This is a genomic window from Pseudomonas sp. MRSN 12121 (genome assembly GCF_000931465.1).
GTDB lineage: Bacteria > Pseudomonadota > Gammaproteobacteria > Pseudomonadales > Pseudomonadaceae > Aquipseudomonas.
On sequence record NZ_CP010892.1, the window covers coordinates 6,388,543 to 6,406,678 of the forward strand.

The window sequence follows — 18,136 nt, forward strand, 5'->3', positions numbered from 1 at the left end:
GTGCTTCTGTAGGAGCGAGCGGGCGGCGATCCGACTTGCCCGCGATGCAGGCGACGCGGTGTAACAGTGCTACACCGCCCGCCTGTTTAACGTCTTAGCTGTAAACCCGGCCAAGGAGCTGCCGATGGCTTTCGAACTGATCGAGCACGTCACGGGTGATCTGCTCCTGGGTGAAGCCCATCAGGTCGTATTCCTGGCTGCCGTTGTGCAGGTAAACCTCGGCGCGGTAGTAGCGCGCCCGCTCTTCCGGCACTTCGGTCGATTCGCTCGGCGCGGCCAGGTAGCCGTCCAGGCTCACTTCATAGACAAAAGGGTTGCCCTCTTCCATCTCGATCCGCACGCCCATGCAGCGCTTGGATTTGCCGAGCAGCGTCTGCACGTCCAGGCCCTGGGCGCGCAACTGGCTCGCGGCCTCTTCCAGTGCCGGCGTCACATGCTTGTCCATGAAGCGCTGGACCACCGCCTGGGTCGGTTGCAGGTCCAGCTGGGTCAGGCGTTCGCTGAAACCGCGACGGCCACGGGCCGCCAGTTCCGCCTGCTCCTGCTCGACTTGCGTGTCCTGGCGCATGGCCTTGTGCAGGCCGAACATGAAGCACACCAGCACCACCGAGAACGGCAGGCCGGCCAGCACCACCATGGTCTGCATGGCTTCGAAGTTACCGGCGAACAGCAGGCCGATGGTCACCAGGGTGATCACCACCGACCAGAAGATCCGCAGCCAGTGCGGCGCGTCTTCGTCGACATTGCCGCCCTTGCAGGACAGGTTGGCCATCATCACCGCGCCGGAGTCGGCCGGGGTCAGGAACAGCACGAAACCGACGAAGATCGATACACCGATGACGACCTTCGACGCCGGGTAATGGTCCAGCAGCTGGTAGATCGCCATGGACGGCTGCTCCAGCGCCGTCTTGCCCAACTCCACCGCGCCATGGTTCATCACCAGGTCCAGCGCCGAGTTGCCGAACACCGACAGCCAGGCCAGGGTGAAGCCCAGCGGGATCAGCAGCACGCCCGCCACCAGTTCGCGCACGGTACGGCCACGGGAAATACGCGCGATGAACATGCCTACGAATGGCGCCCAGGAAATCCACCAGGCCCAGTAGAACAGGGTCCACAGGCCCAGCCAGCGGTCGGACTTGGCGCTGTCGCCTTCATACACGTAGAGGTCGAAGGTCTTGAGCACCACGCCGTTGAGGTAGTCGCCGACGTTTTGCACGAAACCGTTGAGCAGGTGCAGGGTCGGACCGAAGAGCAGCACGAAGATCAGCAGGCCGCTGAACAGCACGATGTTCAGGTTGGACAGGCGGCGGATGCCGTTTTCCACGCCGGATACCGCGGCGATGGTCGCCACGGTGCTCATGACGATGATCACGATCAGCAGGTTGGTGTTGCTGTGCTCCATGCCGAACAGGTTTTCCAGGCCGGAAGACACCTGCATCGAGCCGATGCCCAGGTTGGTCACCAGGCCCAGCAGGGTCACGAACATGCCGAAACCGTCCACCGCATGGCCGGCCGCGCCCTTGACCCAGCGCTCGCCCACCAGCGGGTACAGCGCCGAACGCAGCGCCAGCGGCTGGTTGTGGCGGTAGGCGAAATAGGCCACGGCCAGGCCGACCAGGGCGTAGATCGCCCAGCCGTGCAGGCCCCAGTGCAGGAACGTCAGTTGCAGTGCCTGGCGGGCGGCCAGGTTGCTGCCCGGCACGCCTTCAGGCGGGTTGAAGTAGTGGTCCAGGGGTTCGGAAGCGCCGAAGTACAGCAGCGAAATACCGATACCGGACGAAAACAGCATGCCGGCCCAGGCGCCGTAGCTGAAGTCCGGGGTGTCCTGCTTGGCCCCCAGCTTGAGCTTGCCGTAGGAGGAAAACGCCAGGCCGACGACGAATACCAGGTAGGCGGCGATCACCACCATGTAGTACCAGCCGAAACTGCGGGACAACCAGGCCTGGGCAATTCCGAGCAGTCTGCCGGCCTCTTGCGGGGCGATGATCAGAATGGCGGTCAGCAACAGGATCAACGCGGTCGAGGTGTAGAACACCCAACCGTTGACCCGCACCTTTTCCGGTGGGGTCTTTATAAGCGAGGCAGAACTCATGGCACAGATGCTCCAGGCAGTGCGAGAGAAGAACACAAGGCAACACGGCACCCGACCAATCGGTTAGTTGGCAGCCGACCGACGGGTGATATAAAGACACCCCGAAAAAAGCCCGAACCTGCGGCAACTGCGTTGAGAACCAGCGTTGAAGGCCCTGTGCAAACGTGCAGTTCGTCACCTGGCCTTAAGCGTCTTGCCCATTCAACACGTCCGTCCTCGTTGGTTCACGCCATGCCCCGCTTGGGTTTCAGGCTTTTTCGGAGGTCGCTTTTCCGCCATCTACAAGCAGGAAGGACCTGGCAGCAGCGACGATTTGTCGCAGATCTTATTCTTTGTTGATTGAACGTTCAATCAAAACAAAATAGACTGGCCCTCACGCCGGTAGCCGTTTTGCGACTGCCCGCAGGCCTAAGGAGATGTGCAAGATGCCCAAGGTCGGTATGCAACCCATACGCCGCCAGCAGTTGATCGAAGCCACGTTGCAGGCGGTCGATCAGGTCGGGATGGGGGACGCCAGCATTGCGCTGATCGCCCGTTTGGCCGGTGTCTCGAACGGCATCATCAGTCACTACTTTCAGGACAAGAACGGCCTGATCGCAGCGACGATGGGTTACATCATGAGCATGCTCAACGAAGGCGTCAGAGCACGCCGCCAGGCCCTGACGGACGACAGCCCGCGGGCTCACCTGAAAGTGATCATCGAGGGCAACTTCGATGCCAGCCAGGTGAACGGCCCGGCAATGAAAACCTGGTTGGCCTTCTGGGCTTCCAGCATGCACCAGCCCGATTTGCACAGGTTGCAGCGGATCAACGACCACCGCTTGTATTCCAACCTGTGTTGCCAATTCCGCCGCGTCCTGCCGCTCTACCATGCGCGCAAGGCAGCCCGCGGCCTGGCGGCGTTGATCGATGGCCTGTGGCTGCGTGGCGCCCTGTCGGGTGACGCATTCGACACCGACCAGGCGATACGGATTGCTTACGAATACATGGATCTACAACTGGCTAAGCAGGAGCGCCCCGGCACGAATGCGTAGCCAGCAACCTTAATAACTACGTGGCTGAAAACGTAGCGAGCACAGGCTCCAGGACAGCGTCATGCATGCCTGGCACTTGGCCCGCCGTCGTTATCGACCCGCCACACTCAAGCACTTGCGAGGACTTTATGGCCCGTTTCGAATTGCAAAAACTCTACATTGACGGCGGCTACACCGACGCCGGCAGCGACGCCACCTTCGACGCCATCAACCCGGCCAACGGTGAAGTTCTCGCGCAAGTGCAACGTGCGACCAAGGAAGACGTCGAACGCGCCGTCGTCAGCGCCGAGAAAGGCCAGAAGATCTGGGCCGCCATGACCGCCATGGAGCGTTCGCGCATCCTGCGCCGCGCCGTGGAAATCCTCCGTGAGCGCAACGACGAACTGGCTGCCCTGGAAACCCTGGACACCGGCAAGGCCTACTCCGAAACCAAGTATGTCGACATCGTCACCGGCGCCGACGTGCTGGAATACTACGCAGGCCTGGTACCGGCCATCGAAGGCGAGCAGATCCCGCTGCGCACCACCTCGTTCGTCTACACCCGTCGCGAGCCGCTGGGCGTGGTCGCCGGTATCGGCGCGTGGAACTACCCGATCCAGATCGCCCTGTGGAAATCCGCGCCAGCCCTGGCGGCCGGCAACGCGATGATCTTCAAGCCAAGCGAAGTCACCTCGCTGACCACCCTGAAACTGGCCGAGATCTACACCGAAGCCGGCGTTCCGGCTGGCGTGTTCAACGTCCTGACCGGCAGCGGCCGTGAAGTCGGCACCTGGCTGACCGAGCACCCGCGCATCGAGAAAGTCTCCTTCACCGGCGGCACCGACACCGGCAAGAAAGTCATGGCCAGCGCTTCCAGCTCTTCGCTCAAGGACGTGACCATGGAACTGGGCGGCAAGTCGCCACTGATTATCTGCGACGACGCCGACCTGGATCGCGCCGCCGACACCGCGATGATGGCCAACTTCTACAGCTCCGGCCAGGTCTGCACCAACGGCACCCGCGTGTTCGTACCAAGCCACCTGAAAGCCGCTTTCGAAGCCAAGATCGTCGAGCGCGTAGCGCGCATCCGCGTCGGCAATCCGGAAGACGAAAACACCAACTTCGGCCCGCTGGTCAGCTTCGCCCACATGGAGAACGTGCTGGGCTACATCGCCAAGGGCAAGGAAGAAGGCGCTCGCCTGCTGTGCGGCGGCGAACGCCTGACCGACGGCACATTCGCCAAGGGTGCTTTCGTGGCGCCGACCGTGTTCACCGACTGCACCGACGAGATGACCATCGTCCGCGAAGAAATCTTCGGCCCGGTGATGAGCATCCTGACCTACGAAACCGAAGCAGAAGTGATCCGTCGCGCCAACGACACCGACTTCGGCCTGGCCGCCGGTGTGGTGACCCGCGACCTGAACCGCGCACACCGCATCATTCATCAGCTCGAAGCCGGTATCTGCTGGATCAACGCCTGGGGCGAATCCGACGCCAAGATGCCAGTGGGCGGCTACAAGCAGTCGGGTGTCGGTCGTGAGAACGGCATCAGCTCGCTGAACAACTTCACCCGCATCAAATCGGTACAGGTCGAGCTGGGCGACTACGCCTCGGTGTTCTAAGGCGACATTCGCTTCGCCCGCGAGGCCGTCATTCGCGGGCAAGCCTCATTCCTACAGGCAATGCAATCGGTAGGAGCAGGGGGGACGCCCAGTCCTCGCCCGCGATCGAGTGCGCAGCACTCGCAATGGCCAGACCTGACCAACTTCAAAGAGGGTGCATTCAATGTCCCAAGAATACGATTACATCATCATCGGTGCCGGCTCCGCCGGTAACACCCTGGCGACCCGTCTGACCGAAGACGAAGGCGTCACCGTGCTGCTGCTCGAAGCGGGCGGCCCCGACTACCGTTTCGACTTCCGCACGCAGATGCCGGCAGCCCTGGCGTTCCCGCTGCAGGGCCGGCGCTACAACTGGGCCTACGAAACCGATCCCGAGCCGCACATGGACGGCCGCCGGATGGAATGCGGTCGCGGCAAGGGCCTGGGCGGCTCCTCGCTGATCAACGGCATGTGCTACATCCGCGGCAACGCCATGGACTACGACGGCTGGGCAAAACTGCCGGGCCTGGAAGACTGGACCTACCTGGACTGCCTTCCCTACTTCCGCAAGGCGGAAACCCGTGATATCGGCCCGAACGACTACCACGGCGGCGAAGGCCCGGTCAGCGTGACCACCCCGAAAGCCGGCAACAACCCGCTGTTCCACGCCATGGTCGAAGCCGGTGTGCAGGCCGGTTACCCGCGCACCGAAGACCTCAACGGCTACCAGCAGGAAGGTTTCGGCCCGATGGACCGTACCGTGACGCCTAAAGGCCGTCGCGCCAGTACCGCCCGCGGCTACCTGGACGTGGCGAAAAAGCGCTCGACCCTGAGCATCGTCACCCACGCCCTGACCGACAAGATCCTGTTCGAAGGCAAGCGTGCGGTGGGCGTGCGTTACCTGGTCGGCTCCGCCGAAGAACGCGTCGAAGCCCGCGCCCGCAAGGAAGTGCTGGTGTGCAGCGGCGCGATCGGTTCGCCACAACTGCTGCAACGTTCCGGCGTCGGCCCGCGCGCCCTGCTGGAAAGCCTGGACATCCCGGTGGTCCACGACCTGCCGGGCGTCGGCGAAAACCTGCAGGACCACCTCGAGCTCTACCTGCAGTACGCCTGCACCCAGCCCATCTCGCTGTACCCGTCGCTGCTCTGGTACAACCAGCCGGCCATTGGCGCCGAGTGGCTGTTCAACGGCACCGGCATCGGCGCCAGCAACCAGTTCGAAGCCGGCGGTTTCATCCGCACCCGTCCGGAATTCGAGTGGCCGAACATCCAGTACCACTTCCTGCCGGTGGCGATTAACTACAACGGCAGCAACGGCGTGCAGGAACACGGTTTCCAGGCGCACATGGGTTCCATGCGCTCCCCTAGCCGCGGCCGCGTGCAACTGAAGTCGAAGAACCCACGGGACTACCCGAGCATCCTCTTCAACTACATGGCCACCGAGCAGGACTGGCAGGAATTCCGCGACGGCATCCGCCTGACCCGGGAAATCATGCAGCAACCGGCACTGGACCCGTACCGCGGCCGCGAAATCAGCCCGGGCATCGAGGTGCAAACTGACGAGCAGCTGGACAAGTTCATCCGCGAGCACGCCGAAACCGCGTTCCACCCATCCTGCTCGTGCAAGATGGGCACCGACGACATGGCGGTGGTCGATGGCCAGGGCCGTGTGCATGGCATGCAGGGCCTGCGAGTGGTCGACGCATCGATCATGCCGATCATCACCACCGGCAACCTGAACGCGCCGACGATCATGATCGCCGAGAAAATCGCCGACAAGATCCGTGGCCGCCAGCCGCTGCCGCGCAGCAAGGCGCCTTACTACGTGGCGGGCGACGCCCCGGTACGTGGCAAGCCCGTGCGTGAAGTGAGCGCTACCGCGCAGTAAACCGGACGGCGCCGATCGCAACGATCGGCGCCGTTTTACTGTCCGGGCCAAGGCTACATCTTTCCTACACTCCCCTCCCCATCCGCGCTTGATACCGCCCGCCGCCCAGGCCTAATCTAGGCGCCTGCCAATGCTCTGCGGCAACCATTTCTTTCGCTTCGTTCCTGGCTTGCATCAAAGCCCTCCGGGCTTTATCGCGAGCAAGCCCGCGCTTATCCGGAGCCGGCTTGCTCGCGATAAAGCCTGCAAAGCTACGCTGTTCACATGGAGGTTCCTCGCATGTTCGATTTCCACCCCCAGCTCAAGCAGCGTTTCGCTGCCTTGCGCACGGGCGCCGAATTCTTTTCCCTGCGCTACGTGCGCGAGTCCGGCCAGTACCTGTCGGTGCGCAAGAACGTGGCCGAACCACCGAGCCTGAGCCGCGACGAAGGCGCGATGCTGACCGTGCGGGTCAATGGCGTCGAGGCCTATGCCGCCACCAACGACCTGTCGCAACAGGGCCTGCAGGCCGCGCTGCAACGGGCCGAGCAGCAAGCCCGGCTGATTGCCGCCCATGCCCTGCTCGACCTGCGCGAACAGCCGGTATCGAGCGAGCGCGCCGACTATTTCTCGCCCAACCTCGAGCAGCCCTTTGCCACCCTGAGCGATTGCTACCAGTTGCTGGGCGACGAATCCGCGGCGGTGCCCAAGGACGAACGGCTGGTGAACTGGCAGGTCAGCATCGGCCTCACCCATGTCGAGCAGATCTACCTCAACAGCGCCGGCGCCGAGTTGCGCCAGGCCCAGCGTTTCGTCTATCCGGGCCTGGATGTCACCGCCTACGACGGCCAGGACAGCCAGACCCGCAGCCTGGGCCGCGAAAACTTCGGCCAGCAGGGCGGCATCGACGTGATCGGCCGCTGCGGGCTGGTCGGCGCCGGGCCCCAGGTGGCCGACCAGGCCCTGCAACTGCTGCTGGCGCCCAACACGCCGCAAGGCCCACGCGACCTGCTGCTGATGCCGGACCAGATGATGCTGCAGATCCACGAATCCATCGGCCACCCGCTGGAGCTGGACCGCATCCTCGGCGACGAGCGCAACTACGCCGGCACCAGCTTCGTGAAGGCCAGCGACTTCGGCCACCTGCAGTACGGCTCCAGCCTGCTCAACGTGACCTTCGACCCGGACATTCCCGAGCAACTGGCCAGCTACGGCCATGACGACGACGGCACGGCCGCCAGCAAGCAGTTCCTGATCAAGCAGGGCCTGCTGCTGCGCCCGCTGGGTGGCGCGCTCTCGCAATTTCGCGCCGGCCTCGACGGCGTGGCCAACAGCCGCGCCTGCGGCTGGAACCGCCCACCCATCGACCGCATGGCCAACCTCAATATCGAGCCCGGCGACCAGCCGCTGGAGCAGCTGATCGGCGGCATCGAGCGCGGCATCCTGATGTCCACCAACCGTTCCTGGTCCATCGACGACGCGCGCAACAAGTTCCAGTTCGGCTGCGAATGGGGCCAGTTGATCGAGAACGGCGAACTCAAGGGCGTGGTGAAGAACCCGAACTACCGGGCGATTTCCGCGCAGTTCTGGAAGAGCCTCAGCGCCGTCGGCGACGCCAGCACCTTCAAGGTCCTGGGCACGCCGAACTGCGGCAAGGGCGAACCGAACCAGGTGATCCGCGTGGGCCATGCCTCGCCGGCCTGTGTTTTCAGCAATGTCGATGTATTTGGAGGAGACGCCTGATGAGTACGTCCATGAATCAGGCCGAGCAGTTCAAGGCCCTGGTGCAATGGCTGCGCGACGCCGTGCGCGGGCCCGAGCAGTTCACCCTGCGCTATGCCGCCGAGTCCTCGCAGTTCATCCGCTTCAACCACGCCCAGGTACGCCAGGCCGGGCACGTGCAACAGGCCAGCCTCGGCTTCAAGCTGATCGACGACGGACGCCACGCCGACCTCGACATCACCCTCGCCGGCGATCCGCAGGTCGATATCCAGCGCCTGGCCGATGGCCTGCAACAGTTGCGCGAGACCCTGCCGCTGTTGCCCCGCGACCCGTACCTGCTGCTCAACCCCGACGCCTGGAACACCCATGACGTGCAAGAGCACCCGCTGCCCGGCAGCGAACAGGTGGTAACCGAAATCGCCCAGGCCGCGGCCGGGCTGGACCTGGTGGGGTTCTACGCGGCGGGTCCGATCAGCCGGGGGTTCGCCAGTTCCTCGGGGGCCTTCGGCTGGCACCAGGCCAACAGCTTCAACTTCGACTTCAGCCTGTTCCACGAGAACGGCCAGGCGGTCAAGGCCAGCTACGCCGGGCACCAATGGAGCAGCCAGGGCTTCGCCCAGCGCTTCCGACAGGCCCGCGAGCAACTGGCGTTTCTCGGCCGGCCGCTGCGCACCCTGGCGCCCGGGCAGTATCGCGCCTACCTGGCGCCGGCGGCCCTGGAAGAGATCATGGGCATGCTCAGCTGGGGCGGTTTTTCCGCGCAGTCCATCGCCAGCAAGCACAGCCCGCTGCAGAAGCTCTACGCCGGCGATGCCCGCCTGAGCCCGCTGGTATCGCTGGACGAGCAGGTCAGCGGTTCGTTGAGCCCGGCCTTTTCCGATGAAGGCTACCCGCGCAGCGACCTGTCGCTGATCGCCGAGGGCGTCGCCCGCGAACAGTTGGTCAATTCGCGCAGCGCCGCCGAATACGACCTGGCCGCCAATGGTGCCGGCAGCGGCGAATACCCCAGCGCGTTGAACATGGCTGCCGGACAGTTGTCGCAGCAGGACATCCTCAAGCAACTGGGCACTGGCCTGTACATCAACAACCTGTGGTACCTGAACTATTCGGACCAGCCGGCGGCGCGCCTCACCGGCATGACCCGCTTCGCTACCTTCTGGGTGGAGAACGGCGAGATCCAGGCCCCGGTCAGCACCATGCGTTTCGATGACAGCGTCTACAGCCTGCTGGGTTCGCACCTGGAAGGCCTGACCCGCGAGCGTGAGCTGTTGCTTTCGGCCAGCACCTACAGCCAGCGCCAGACGGCCTCGGCACACCTGCCGGGAGCGCTGGTGAGCCGGCTGACGCTGACCTTGTAACCGCTGTCGCCGACACCTCGCGCTTCTGTAGGAGCGAGGCTTGCCCGCGATGGCGGTTCGTCTTCGACATCGATGCTGAATGTCACGCCGCCATCGCGAGCAAGTCGGATCGCCGCCCGTTCGCTCCTACAAATGCCATTTCGTAGGAGCGGGCTGCGATCCGGATCGCCCGAGATGATGTTGTAGAGGCAAGCGTTCATAACGAGAAAGAGATCCCATGCCCAACCGTGCCGAGCTTGATGCCCACACCGCCCGCTGGCTGCCCTGGGTGGTGGCCATCGCCTTTTTCATGCAGTCCCTCGACGGGACCATCCTCAATACCGCCCTGCCGGCCATGGCCCGCGACCTGGCGGAAGACCCATTGCGCATGCAGGGCGTGGTCATCGCCTACATGCTCACCGTGGCGCTGCTGATCCCGGCTTCGGGCTGGATCGCCGATCGCTTCGGCACCCGCAAGATCTTCTTCGGCGCCATCCTGCTGTTCAGCATCGGCTCCTTGCTCTGCGCGCTGTCCAACTCCCTGAGCCTGCTGGTCGGCGCCCGGGTGATCCAGGGCCTGGGCGGCGCGCTGATGCTGCCCGTCGGCCGGCTGGTGGTATTGCGCGCCTATCCCCGCTCGGAACTGGTGCGGATCATGGGCTTCATCACCATTCCCGGGCTGCTCGGCCCGCTGATCGGGCCGACCATGGGCGGCTGGATGGTGCAGTACCTGACCTGGCACTGGATCTTCCTGATCAACCTGCCGGTGGGCCTCATCGGCTGCTACGCCGTGTGGCGCTTCATTCCCGACCTGCGCGGCAGCGAGCGCACGCGTTTCGACGGCCTGGGCTTTTTGCTGTTCGGCGCGGCGATGGTGCTGATCACCATCGCCATGGAGGGCCTGGGCGAATTGCACCTGCCGCACCTGCGGGTGATGTTGCTGCTGTTCGGCGGCCTGGCGTGCCTGGCGGCCTACTGGCTGCGGGCCGGACACATCGACAACCCGCTGTTCGCGCCCTCGCTGTTCAAGGTGCGGACCTTCGCCGTGGGCATCCTGGGCAATCTGTTCGCCCGGCTCGGCAGCGGTGCCCTGCCGTTCCTGGTGCCCTTGCTGCTGCAAGTCGCCCTCGGCTATTCGCCGTCCCAGGCCGGGATGAGCATGCTGCCGCTGGCCGCCGCGGCGATGGTCGCCAAATCCATCGCCCGTCCGCTGATCGAACGCCTGGGCTACCGCATCGTCCTCACCGGCAACACCCTGGCCCTGGGCATCATGCTCGCCAGCATGGGCCTGGTCACCGAACAGACGCCCTACCCGCTGCTGCTGGGCATGCTGGCGGTGCTGGGGGCGATCAACTCGTTGCAGTTCACGGCGATGAACACCGTGACCCTGATCGACCTCGACGACGCTGCCGCCAGCAGCGGCAACGGCCTGCTGTCGGTGGTCGCGCAACTGTCCCTGAGCCTCGGGGTGGCCTGCGCCGGCGCGCTGCTCGGCGGCTTTACCGCCGAGGTCGGCAACGATGGGGTGAGCACCGTGCTCGGCGCCTTCCAGCTGACCTTCCTCACGGTGGGCATCATGGCCATGCTGGCGGCGGCGATCTTCCTCCAGCTGTCGCCCAGGGACGGCCGGAGGACGCAAAAGGTCCAGGAACATATCGAGCATTGACCTCACAACGCCTGTAGGAGCGAAGCTTGCTCGCGATAGCGCCCGGTCAGTCAATGCAGATGTCGACTGGCGAATCGCTATCGCGAGCAAGCTTCGCTCCTACATGGGGGTGGTGCATTGGGGTGGGGCATGGGGACGTGAGCTTTCTGGCTACTTTTCGTCCAGAAATTGCAGGCAGGGGCAGCGGGACTGATACACTGCGCGACATTTTGTTTTGCAGGCCCGTCCCGTGACCACCATCGCCACCGCTTTTAATACTTTGCCGCTGTCCGCCGCCATGCTGGCTAACCTCGACTCACTCGGTTACGCCCAGATGACGCCGGTCCAGGCGCAAAGCCTGCCGGTGATTCTCAAGGGGATGGACCTGATCGCCCAGGCCAAGACCGGCAGCGGCAAGACTGCCGCGTTCGGCATCGGCCTGCTGAACCCGATCAACCCGCGCTACTTCGGCTGCCAGGCGCTGGTGATCTGCCCGACCCGCGAGCTGGCCGACCAGGTGGCCAAGGAAATCCGCCGCCTGGCCCGCGCCGAAGACAATATCAAGGTCCTGACCCTGTGCGGCGGCGTGTCCTTCGGCCCGCAGATCGCCTCGCTGGAACATGGCGCGCACATCATCGTCGGCACCCCGGGCCGCCTGTCCCAGCACCTGCGCAAGGGCTCGCTGAAACTCGACGGCCTCAACACCCTGGTTCTCGACGAAGCCGACCGCATGCTCGACATGGGCTTCTACGACCCGATCGAAGAAATCATCGCCTACACCCCCGAGCGCCGGCAGACCCTGCTGTTCTCCGCCACCTACCCGGTGGGCATCAAGCAGTTGGCCTCGAAGTTCATGCGTAACCCGCAGCAGGTGAAAGCCGAGGCCCTGCACGCCGACAGCGAGATCGAGCAGCGCTTCTACGAGATTTCGCCGGAAGAACGCATCGACGCGGTGGTCAAGGTCCTCAACCACTTCCGCCCGCAATCCTGCGTGGCCTTCTGCTTCACCAAGCAGCAGGTCCAGGAAACCGTCGACCGCCTGACCGCCAAGGGCATGTCCGCCGTGGGCCTGCACGGCGACCTGGAACAGCGCGACCGCGACCAGGTGCTGGCGATGTTCGCCAACCGCAGCACCTCGGTGCTGGTGGCCACCGACGTGGCTGCCCGCGGCCTGGACATCGATGCCCTGGACATGGTGATCAACGTCGAGCTGGCGCGGGATTCGGAAATCCACATCCACCGCGTCGGCCGAACCGGCCGCGCCGGCGAGAAAGGCCTGGCCATCAGCCTGGTGGCGCCGTCCGAAGCGCACCGCGCCCAGGCCATCGAGCAGTTGCAGAAAGCGCCGTTGAACTGGGAACAGATCGACAGCCTGAAACCCCAGGGCGGCGGCCCGCTGCTGCCGGCCATGAGCACCCTGTGCATCGCCGCCGGGCGCAAGGACAAAGTGCGCCCGGGCGACATCCTCGGCGCCCTGACCGGCGAGGCCGGCATTCCCGGGACCCAGGTCGGCAAGATCGCGATCTTCGACTTCCAGGCCTACGTCGCCGTCGAACGCGGCATCGCCAAGCAGGCCCTGCAACGCCTGAACAGCGGCAAGATCAAGGGTCGCTCGCTGCGCGTGCGTATCCTGTAATACCCCCCCTTGTAGGAGCGAGGCTTGCCCGCGATAGCGTCCGAACAGCCGACATCGAGGCTGAAGCTGATGCCGTCATCGCGAGCAAGCTCGCTCCTAACAAATATCGTGTGAGGACATCGTTTTGCGCTCTACCGAAGTCGTGATCATTGGCGCTGGCGCCGCAGGTTTGATGTGCGCGCTGACCGCGGCCGGCCGTGGCCGCCAGGTCATGCTGCTGGACCACGCCAACAAGGCCGGCAAGAAGATCCTCATGTCCGGCGGCGGGCGCTGCAACTTCACCAACATGTACACCGAGCCCGGCAACTTCCTCTCGCAGAACCCGCACTTCTGCAAGTCGGCGCTGGCCCGCTACACCCAGTGGGACTTCATCGGCCTGGTGGCCAAGCACGGCGTGCCGTACCACGAGAAGAAGCTCGGCCAGCTGTTCTGCGACAACAAGTCCAGCGACATCCTCGGCATGCTGCTCGACGAGTGCGAGCAGGTCGGCGTGCAACTGCACCTGGATACCTCGATCCAGCAGATCGAGAAGCTCGACGCCGGCTACCTGCTGGAGACCACCCTCGGCCAGCTCCGCTGCGAGTCGCTGGTGATCGCCACCGGCGGCCTGTCGATCCCGACCCTGGGCGCCACCGGCTTCGGCTACCAGGTGGCCAGGCAGTTCGGCCATGAACTGTTGCCGACCCGCGCCGGGCTGGTGCCGTTCACCATCACCGACCAGCTCAAGGAGCTGTGCGGCGAGTTGTCCGGCACCTCGGTGGATTGCCTGGTGAGCTGCAACGACATGAGTTTTCGCGAGAACATCCTGTTCACCCACCGCGGCCTGAGCGGCCCGGCGATCCTGCAGATTTCCTCGTACTGGCAGCCCGGCGACACAGTCGAGATCAACCTGCTGCCGGACCACGACGTGCCGCACTGGCTGCAACAGCAGCAGGCCGAGCGCCCCAACAGCGAGCTGAAAACCCTGCTTGGGGAAATCTTCACCAAGAAGATGGCGGGCCTGCTGGCCGACAGCTGGTTCGTTTCCAAGCCGATGAAGCAGTACACCCACGCCGAGCTGGCGGAGATCGCCAGCAAGCTGGCCAGCTGGCAACTGGTGCCCGCCGGCACCGAGGGCTATCGCACCGCCGAGGTGACCCTGGGCGGCGTCGACACCCGCGAGGTGTCGTCCAAGACCATGGAATCGCTGAAGAGCCCGGGGCTGTATTTCATCGGCGAAGTGCTGGACGTCAGCGGCCACCTGGGCGGCTTCAATTTCCAGTGGGCCTGGGCTTCCGGCTACGCGGCCGCGCAGTACGTCTGAGGCAGATCCATACCTGTAGGAGCGAGCTTGCTCGCGATGGAGCCAAGAACGCCGCGGGTATCAGACGCTCCGCGTTATCGTTGACGACCTTCGCGAGCAAGCTCGCTCCTACAGATTCGTGAGCCGCCCTCTGTCATCAAGGAACAGAATTTGCTGGCGGATGTGACGACCCCATTGCGCGGTCGTCAATACTGGCTCAATTTAGCGGCATCGCCCCGGAAGGCCTTCCCTCTTCATGTCATCGACCACCTTTCGCCAGTCCCTGCGGCGCCTCTGGGCGCTGGATAAATTCAGCTACAGCGTGCGGGTATTCATCGCCCTGACCGGCAGCATGGCGCTGTGCTGGTACCAGGACGAAATGACCCTGCTGATCCCGCTGTTCCTGGGGATCATCGCCAGCGCCCTGGCCGAGACCGACGACAGCTGGCAGGGCCGGATCAACGCCCTGGCGGTGACCCTGGTGTGCTTCAGCGTCGCCGCCCTCTCCGTCGAACTGCTGTTCCCCTACCCCTGGATCTTCGTCGGCGCCCTGGCCCTGGCCAGCTTTGGCCTGACCATGCTCGGCGCGCTGGGCGAACGTTACGGGGCGATTGCCTCGGCGACCCTGATCCTCTCGGTCTACACCATGATCGGCGTGGACCAGCGCGGCGGCGCGGTGACCAATTTCTGGCACGAACCGCTGCTGCTGGTAGCCGGCGCCGCCTGGTACGGCCTGCTGTCGGTGCTCTGGCAGGCGATGTTTTCCAACCAGCCGGTGCAGCAGAGCCTGGCGCGCCTGTTCCGCGAACTGGGCTATTACCTCAAGCTCAAGTCGTCGCTGTTCGAGCCGATCCGCCAGCTGGACGTGGAAGCCCGACGCCTGGAACTGGCCCAGCAAAATGGCAAGGTGGTGGCGGCGCTCAATACCGCGAAGGAGATCATCCTGCACCGGGTCGGCAACGGCCGGCCAGGCTCGAAAGTCAGCCGCTACCTGAAGCTGTATTTCCTCGCCCAGGACATCCACGAGCGCGCCAGCTCCTCCCACTACCCCTACAACGCCCTGACCGATGCGTTCTTCCACAGCGACGTGCTGTTCCGCTGCCAGCGCCTGCTGCGCCAGCAAGGCAAGGCCTGCCGCGCCCTGGGCGAATCCATCCAGCTGCGCCAGCCGTTCGTCTACGACGCCAGCTTCGCCGAGGCCCTGAGCGACCTGCACGCCTCCCTGGAACACCTGCGCATCCAGAGCAACCCGGCCTGGCGCGGGCTGCTGCGTTCCCTGCGGGCGCTGGCCGCCAACCTGGGCACCCTCGACCGCCTGCTCAGCGACGCCAGCAATCCCGACGCCCTGGCCGACGCCACCGACAGCAGCCTGCTGGACCGTTCGCCGCGCAACCTCAAGGACGTCTGGAGCCGCCTGCGCACCCAGCTGACGCCGACCTCGCTGCTGTTCCGCCACGCCCTGCGCCTGCCCCTGGCGCTCACCGTCGGCTACGCCATGGTGCATTTGATCCACCCGTCCCAGGGGTACTGGATCATCCTCACCACCCTGTTCGTCTGCCAGCCGAACTACGGCGCCACGCGGCGCAAGCTGGGCCAGCGGATCATCGGCACCGCCATCGGCCTGGTGGTCGCGTGGGCGCTGTTCGACCTGTTCCCCAGCCCGCTGGTGCAGTCGCTGTTCGCCATCGCCGCCGGGGTGGTGTTCTTCACCAACCGCACCACCCGCTACACCCTGGCCACGGCCGCCATCACCATCATGGTGCTGTTCTGCTTCAACCAGGTGGGCGACGGCTACGGGCTGTTGCTGCCGCGCCTGTTCGATACCCTGCTGGGCAGCCTGATCGCCGGCCTGGCGGTGTTCCTGTTCCTGCCGGACTGGCAGGGCCGGCGCCTGAACAAGGTGCTGGCCAATACCCTGACCTGCAACAGCATCTACCTGCGGCAGATCATGCAGCAGTACGCGGCCGGCAAGAGCGACGACCTGGCTTACCGCCTGGCCCGACGCAACGCCCACAACGCCGACGCGGCGCTGTCCACCACCCTGGCCAACATGCTGATGGAGCCCGGGCATTTCCGTAAGGAAGCGGATGTCGGCTTCCGTTTCCTGGTGCTGTCGCACACCCTGCTCAGCTACCTCTCCGGCCTGGGCGCGCACCGGGAAACCCAACTGCCGGCGGAAGTCCGCGAACAGCTGATCGACGGCGCGGGCGTCAGCCTGGCCAACAGCATCGACGAAATCGCCCAGGGGCTGGCGAGCAAGCAGCCGGTGGCCATCCAGAGCGATGCCGAGGAAGCGCTGGCCAACGAGCTGGAACAGATGCCGGACGAGATCGACGAAGGCCAGCGCCTGGTGCAGACCCAGCTCGCGCTGATCTGCCGCCAGCTGGGGCCGTTGCGGACCCTGGCGGCGCACCTGATCAAGGACGCCGGCGAAACGCAGGCGGTCTGAAGGCCCGGCCGCCGCCCGCGGTGCGGCTCACATCCCGTGCTGGCGCAACAGGCGGTCGTAGCTGCCGTCGGCCTTCATGGCCTCGATCGCCTGGTCGAACTTCGCCACGATCTGCGCATGCTCGGGGTTCTTCAGGCTGACCAGGATGTGCAGGCCGTTTTCGCTCAGGGAATTGGGCACGAACTCCACGGCATTGCGCACCCGCGGCGACTCCCGCGCCAGGTAATAGCGGGCGACGTATTCGTCCTCCAGGGTCAGCTTGACCCGGTCGGCCGCGAGCATGCGTACCGCCATCGCGAAGTTGTGCACCGGGACTTTCTGCAGGTCCGGGTCACCGTCGAAATCGGGGGCATAGGCATAACCGCGCACCACCGCGATGGGGTACTGGTGCAACTGCTGGAGGTTGCTGTATTCGATGGGCATGTCCTTGCGCCGCAGGAAGCGCACCCGGTTGACCAGGTACTCCGCGGAGAACTGCCCGAGCCGGGTGCGTTCCTCGTTGAACCAGGCATTCACCAGTACGTCGTAACGCCCTTCGCCGACGCCCAGCAGCGCGCGTGCCCACGGCACCTGCTCGAACTCGCTGGCATAGCCGGCCCGCGCCAGGGCGGTGCTGACGATATCGGTGGCCAGCCCGCCATTGACCAGCGTCGCATCCGTGAAAGGCGGCCAGATATCGGCTACCAATCGCAATTTTTCCGCATAAGCGCTCTGGCCCAGCAACAGCAATCCGATCAAAGCAAAAGCTCGATGCAGTCGCGGCATGCTAAAAGATCCTTAGCGGGCGGAAAGCCCTGCGTGTTTTTTTGCCCAAACTCGCGGATCGACGGCCGGTGGACGGCCACGACCCAGGTCCTAACAGTAGCTCATGGGAGCCACTGCACAGCGCTCTCCCGCAGATTACACAAAGAAGACAGCGATGAATCATCGCAATGATGGCATTTTGACCTACCTCACAGAAACGCGACTCGAGTGCAGGCAAGACAAGTTCCGGCCAGGCACTTAACATCTGCCGACGATTTTGAAAGGAATGAAACGATGACGATCGAATGGGTCTGCAAACACCACACCGACCTGGGCAAGGAGCAGTTGTACGCCATCCTGCAGTTGCGCACCGAGGTGTTCGTGGTCGAGCAGAAATGCGCCTACCAGGAAGTCGATGGCCAGGACCTGGAAGGCGACACCTGCCACCTGATGGCCTGGGACGATGATCGGCTGCTGGCCTACCTGCGCCTGCTCGACCCGACCTCCCAGGGCGGCGACGTGGTGATTGGCCGTGTGGTCATCGCCCCCTCGGCCCGTGGTCGTGGGCTGGGGCACGAGTTGATGGAGCACGCCCTGCAACAGGCGCAGAAACACTGGCCGCAGACGCCGATCTACCTGTCGGCCCAGGCCCACCTGCAGGGGTATTACGGGCGTTACGGCTTCAAGGTCGTGGGCGAGGAATACCTGGAAGACGATATCCCCCACATCGGCATGCGCCGGGACTGAT

General features: G+C 64.6%; 12 protein-coding genes. 10 read left to right on the forward strand and 2 right to left on the reverse strand.

Annotated elements, in window-relative coordinates; all coding sequences use genetic code 11:
- Nucleotides 1-94: 94 nt before the first annotated feature.
- Nucleotides 95-2,035, reverse strand: coding sequence for a BCCT family transporter (locus TO66_RS29170; protein ID WP_409077204.1), 1,941 nt, complete (start codon nucleotides 2,033-2,035; stop codon nucleotides 95-97).
- 482 nt (nucleotides 2,036-2,517) lie between these two features.
- Here TO66_RS29170 and betI point away from each other — a divergent pair, with 482 nt between their 5' ends.
- The 9 genes from betI to yccS all read left to right on the forward strand — a co-directional run bounded on the left by betI (nucleotide 2,518) and on the right by yccS (nucleotide 16,644).
- A complete protein-coding gene (betI, locus tag TO66_RS29175; RefSeq protein WP_044465502.1) occupies nucleotides 2,518-3,126 on the forward strand; it encodes a transcriptional regulator BetI in 609 nt (202 codons plus the stop codon).
- Nucleotides 3,127-3,254: 128 nt separating this feature from the next.
- A complete protein-coding gene (betB, locus tag TO66_RS29180) occupies nucleotides 3,255-4,727 on the forward strand; it encodes a betaine-aldehyde dehydrogenase (RefSeq protein WP_044465503.1) in 1,473 nt (490 codons plus the stop codon).
- Nucleotides 4,728-4,890: 163 nt separating this feature from the next.
- Complete coding sequence (gene betA, locus TO66_RS29185) at nucleotides 4,891-6,594, forward strand: choline dehydrogenase (RefSeq protein WP_044465504.1); 1,704 nt, start codon at nucleotides 4,891-4,893, stop codon at nucleotides 6,592-6,594.
- Nucleotides 6,595-6,873: 279 nt separating this feature from the next.
- Complete coding sequence (locus TO66_RS29190) at nucleotides 6,874-8,316, forward strand: TldD/PmbA family protein (protein WP_044465505.1); 1,443 nt, start codon at nucleotides 6,874-6,876, stop codon at nucleotides 8,314-8,316.
- Nucleotides 8,316-9,653, forward strand: coding sequence for a TldD/PmbA family protein (locus TO66_RS29195; protein WP_044465506.1), 1,338 nt, complete (start codon nucleotides 8,316-8,318; stop codon nucleotides 9,651-9,653). Before TO66_RS29190 ends, TO66_RS29195 begins: the two co-directional genes overlap by 1 nt.
- A gap of 217 nt (nucleotides 9,654-9,870) precedes the next feature.
- Nucleotides 9,871-11,298, forward strand: coding sequence for a multidrug transporter subunit MdtD (gene mdtD, locus TO66_RS29200; RefSeq protein WP_044465507.1), 1,428 nt, complete (start codon nucleotides 9,871-9,873; stop codon nucleotides 11,296-11,298).
- A gap of 277 nt (nucleotides 11,299-11,575) precedes the next feature.
- Nucleotides 11,576-12,913, forward strand: a complete 1,338-nt coding sequence (gene dbpA / locus TO66_RS29205; protein WP_230010201.1) for an ATP-dependent RNA helicase DbpA — start codon at nucleotides 11,576-11,578, stop codon at nucleotides 12,911-12,913.
- 124 nt (nucleotides 12,914-13,037) lie between these two features.
- Nucleotides 13,038-14,216: an NAD(P)/FAD-dependent oxidoreductase gene (locus TO66_RS29210; protein ID WP_044465509.1), complete on the forward strand. Its 1,179-nt coding sequence runs from the start codon at nucleotides 13,038-13,040 to the stop codon at nucleotides 14,214-14,216.
- A 235-nt stretch (nucleotides 14,217-14,451) separates the two neighbouring features.
- Nucleotides 14,452-16,644, forward strand: coding sequence for a YccS family putative transporter (gene yccS, locus TO66_RS29215; RefSeq protein ID WP_044465510.1), 2,193 nt, complete (start codon nucleotides 14,452-14,454; stop codon nucleotides 16,642-16,644).
- A gap of 27 nt (nucleotides 16,645-16,671) precedes the next feature.
- On the opposite strand, the gene TO66_RS29220 is transcribed toward yccS, so the two are convergent.
- A complete protein-coding gene (locus TO66_RS29220; protein ID WP_044465511.1) occupies nucleotides 16,672-17,409 on the reverse strand; it encodes an ABC transporter substrate-binding protein in 738 nt (245 codons plus the stop codon).
- 273 nt (nucleotides 17,410-17,682) lie between these two features.
- Between TO66_RS29220 and TO66_RS29225 the strand changes: the two genes are divergently transcribed.
- A complete protein-coding gene (locus TO66_RS29225) occupies nucleotides 17,683-18,135 on the forward strand; it encodes a GNAT family N-acetyltransferase (RefSeq protein ID WP_044465512.1) in 453 nt (150 codons plus the stop codon).
- Nucleotide 18,136: the final 1 nt, after the last annotated feature.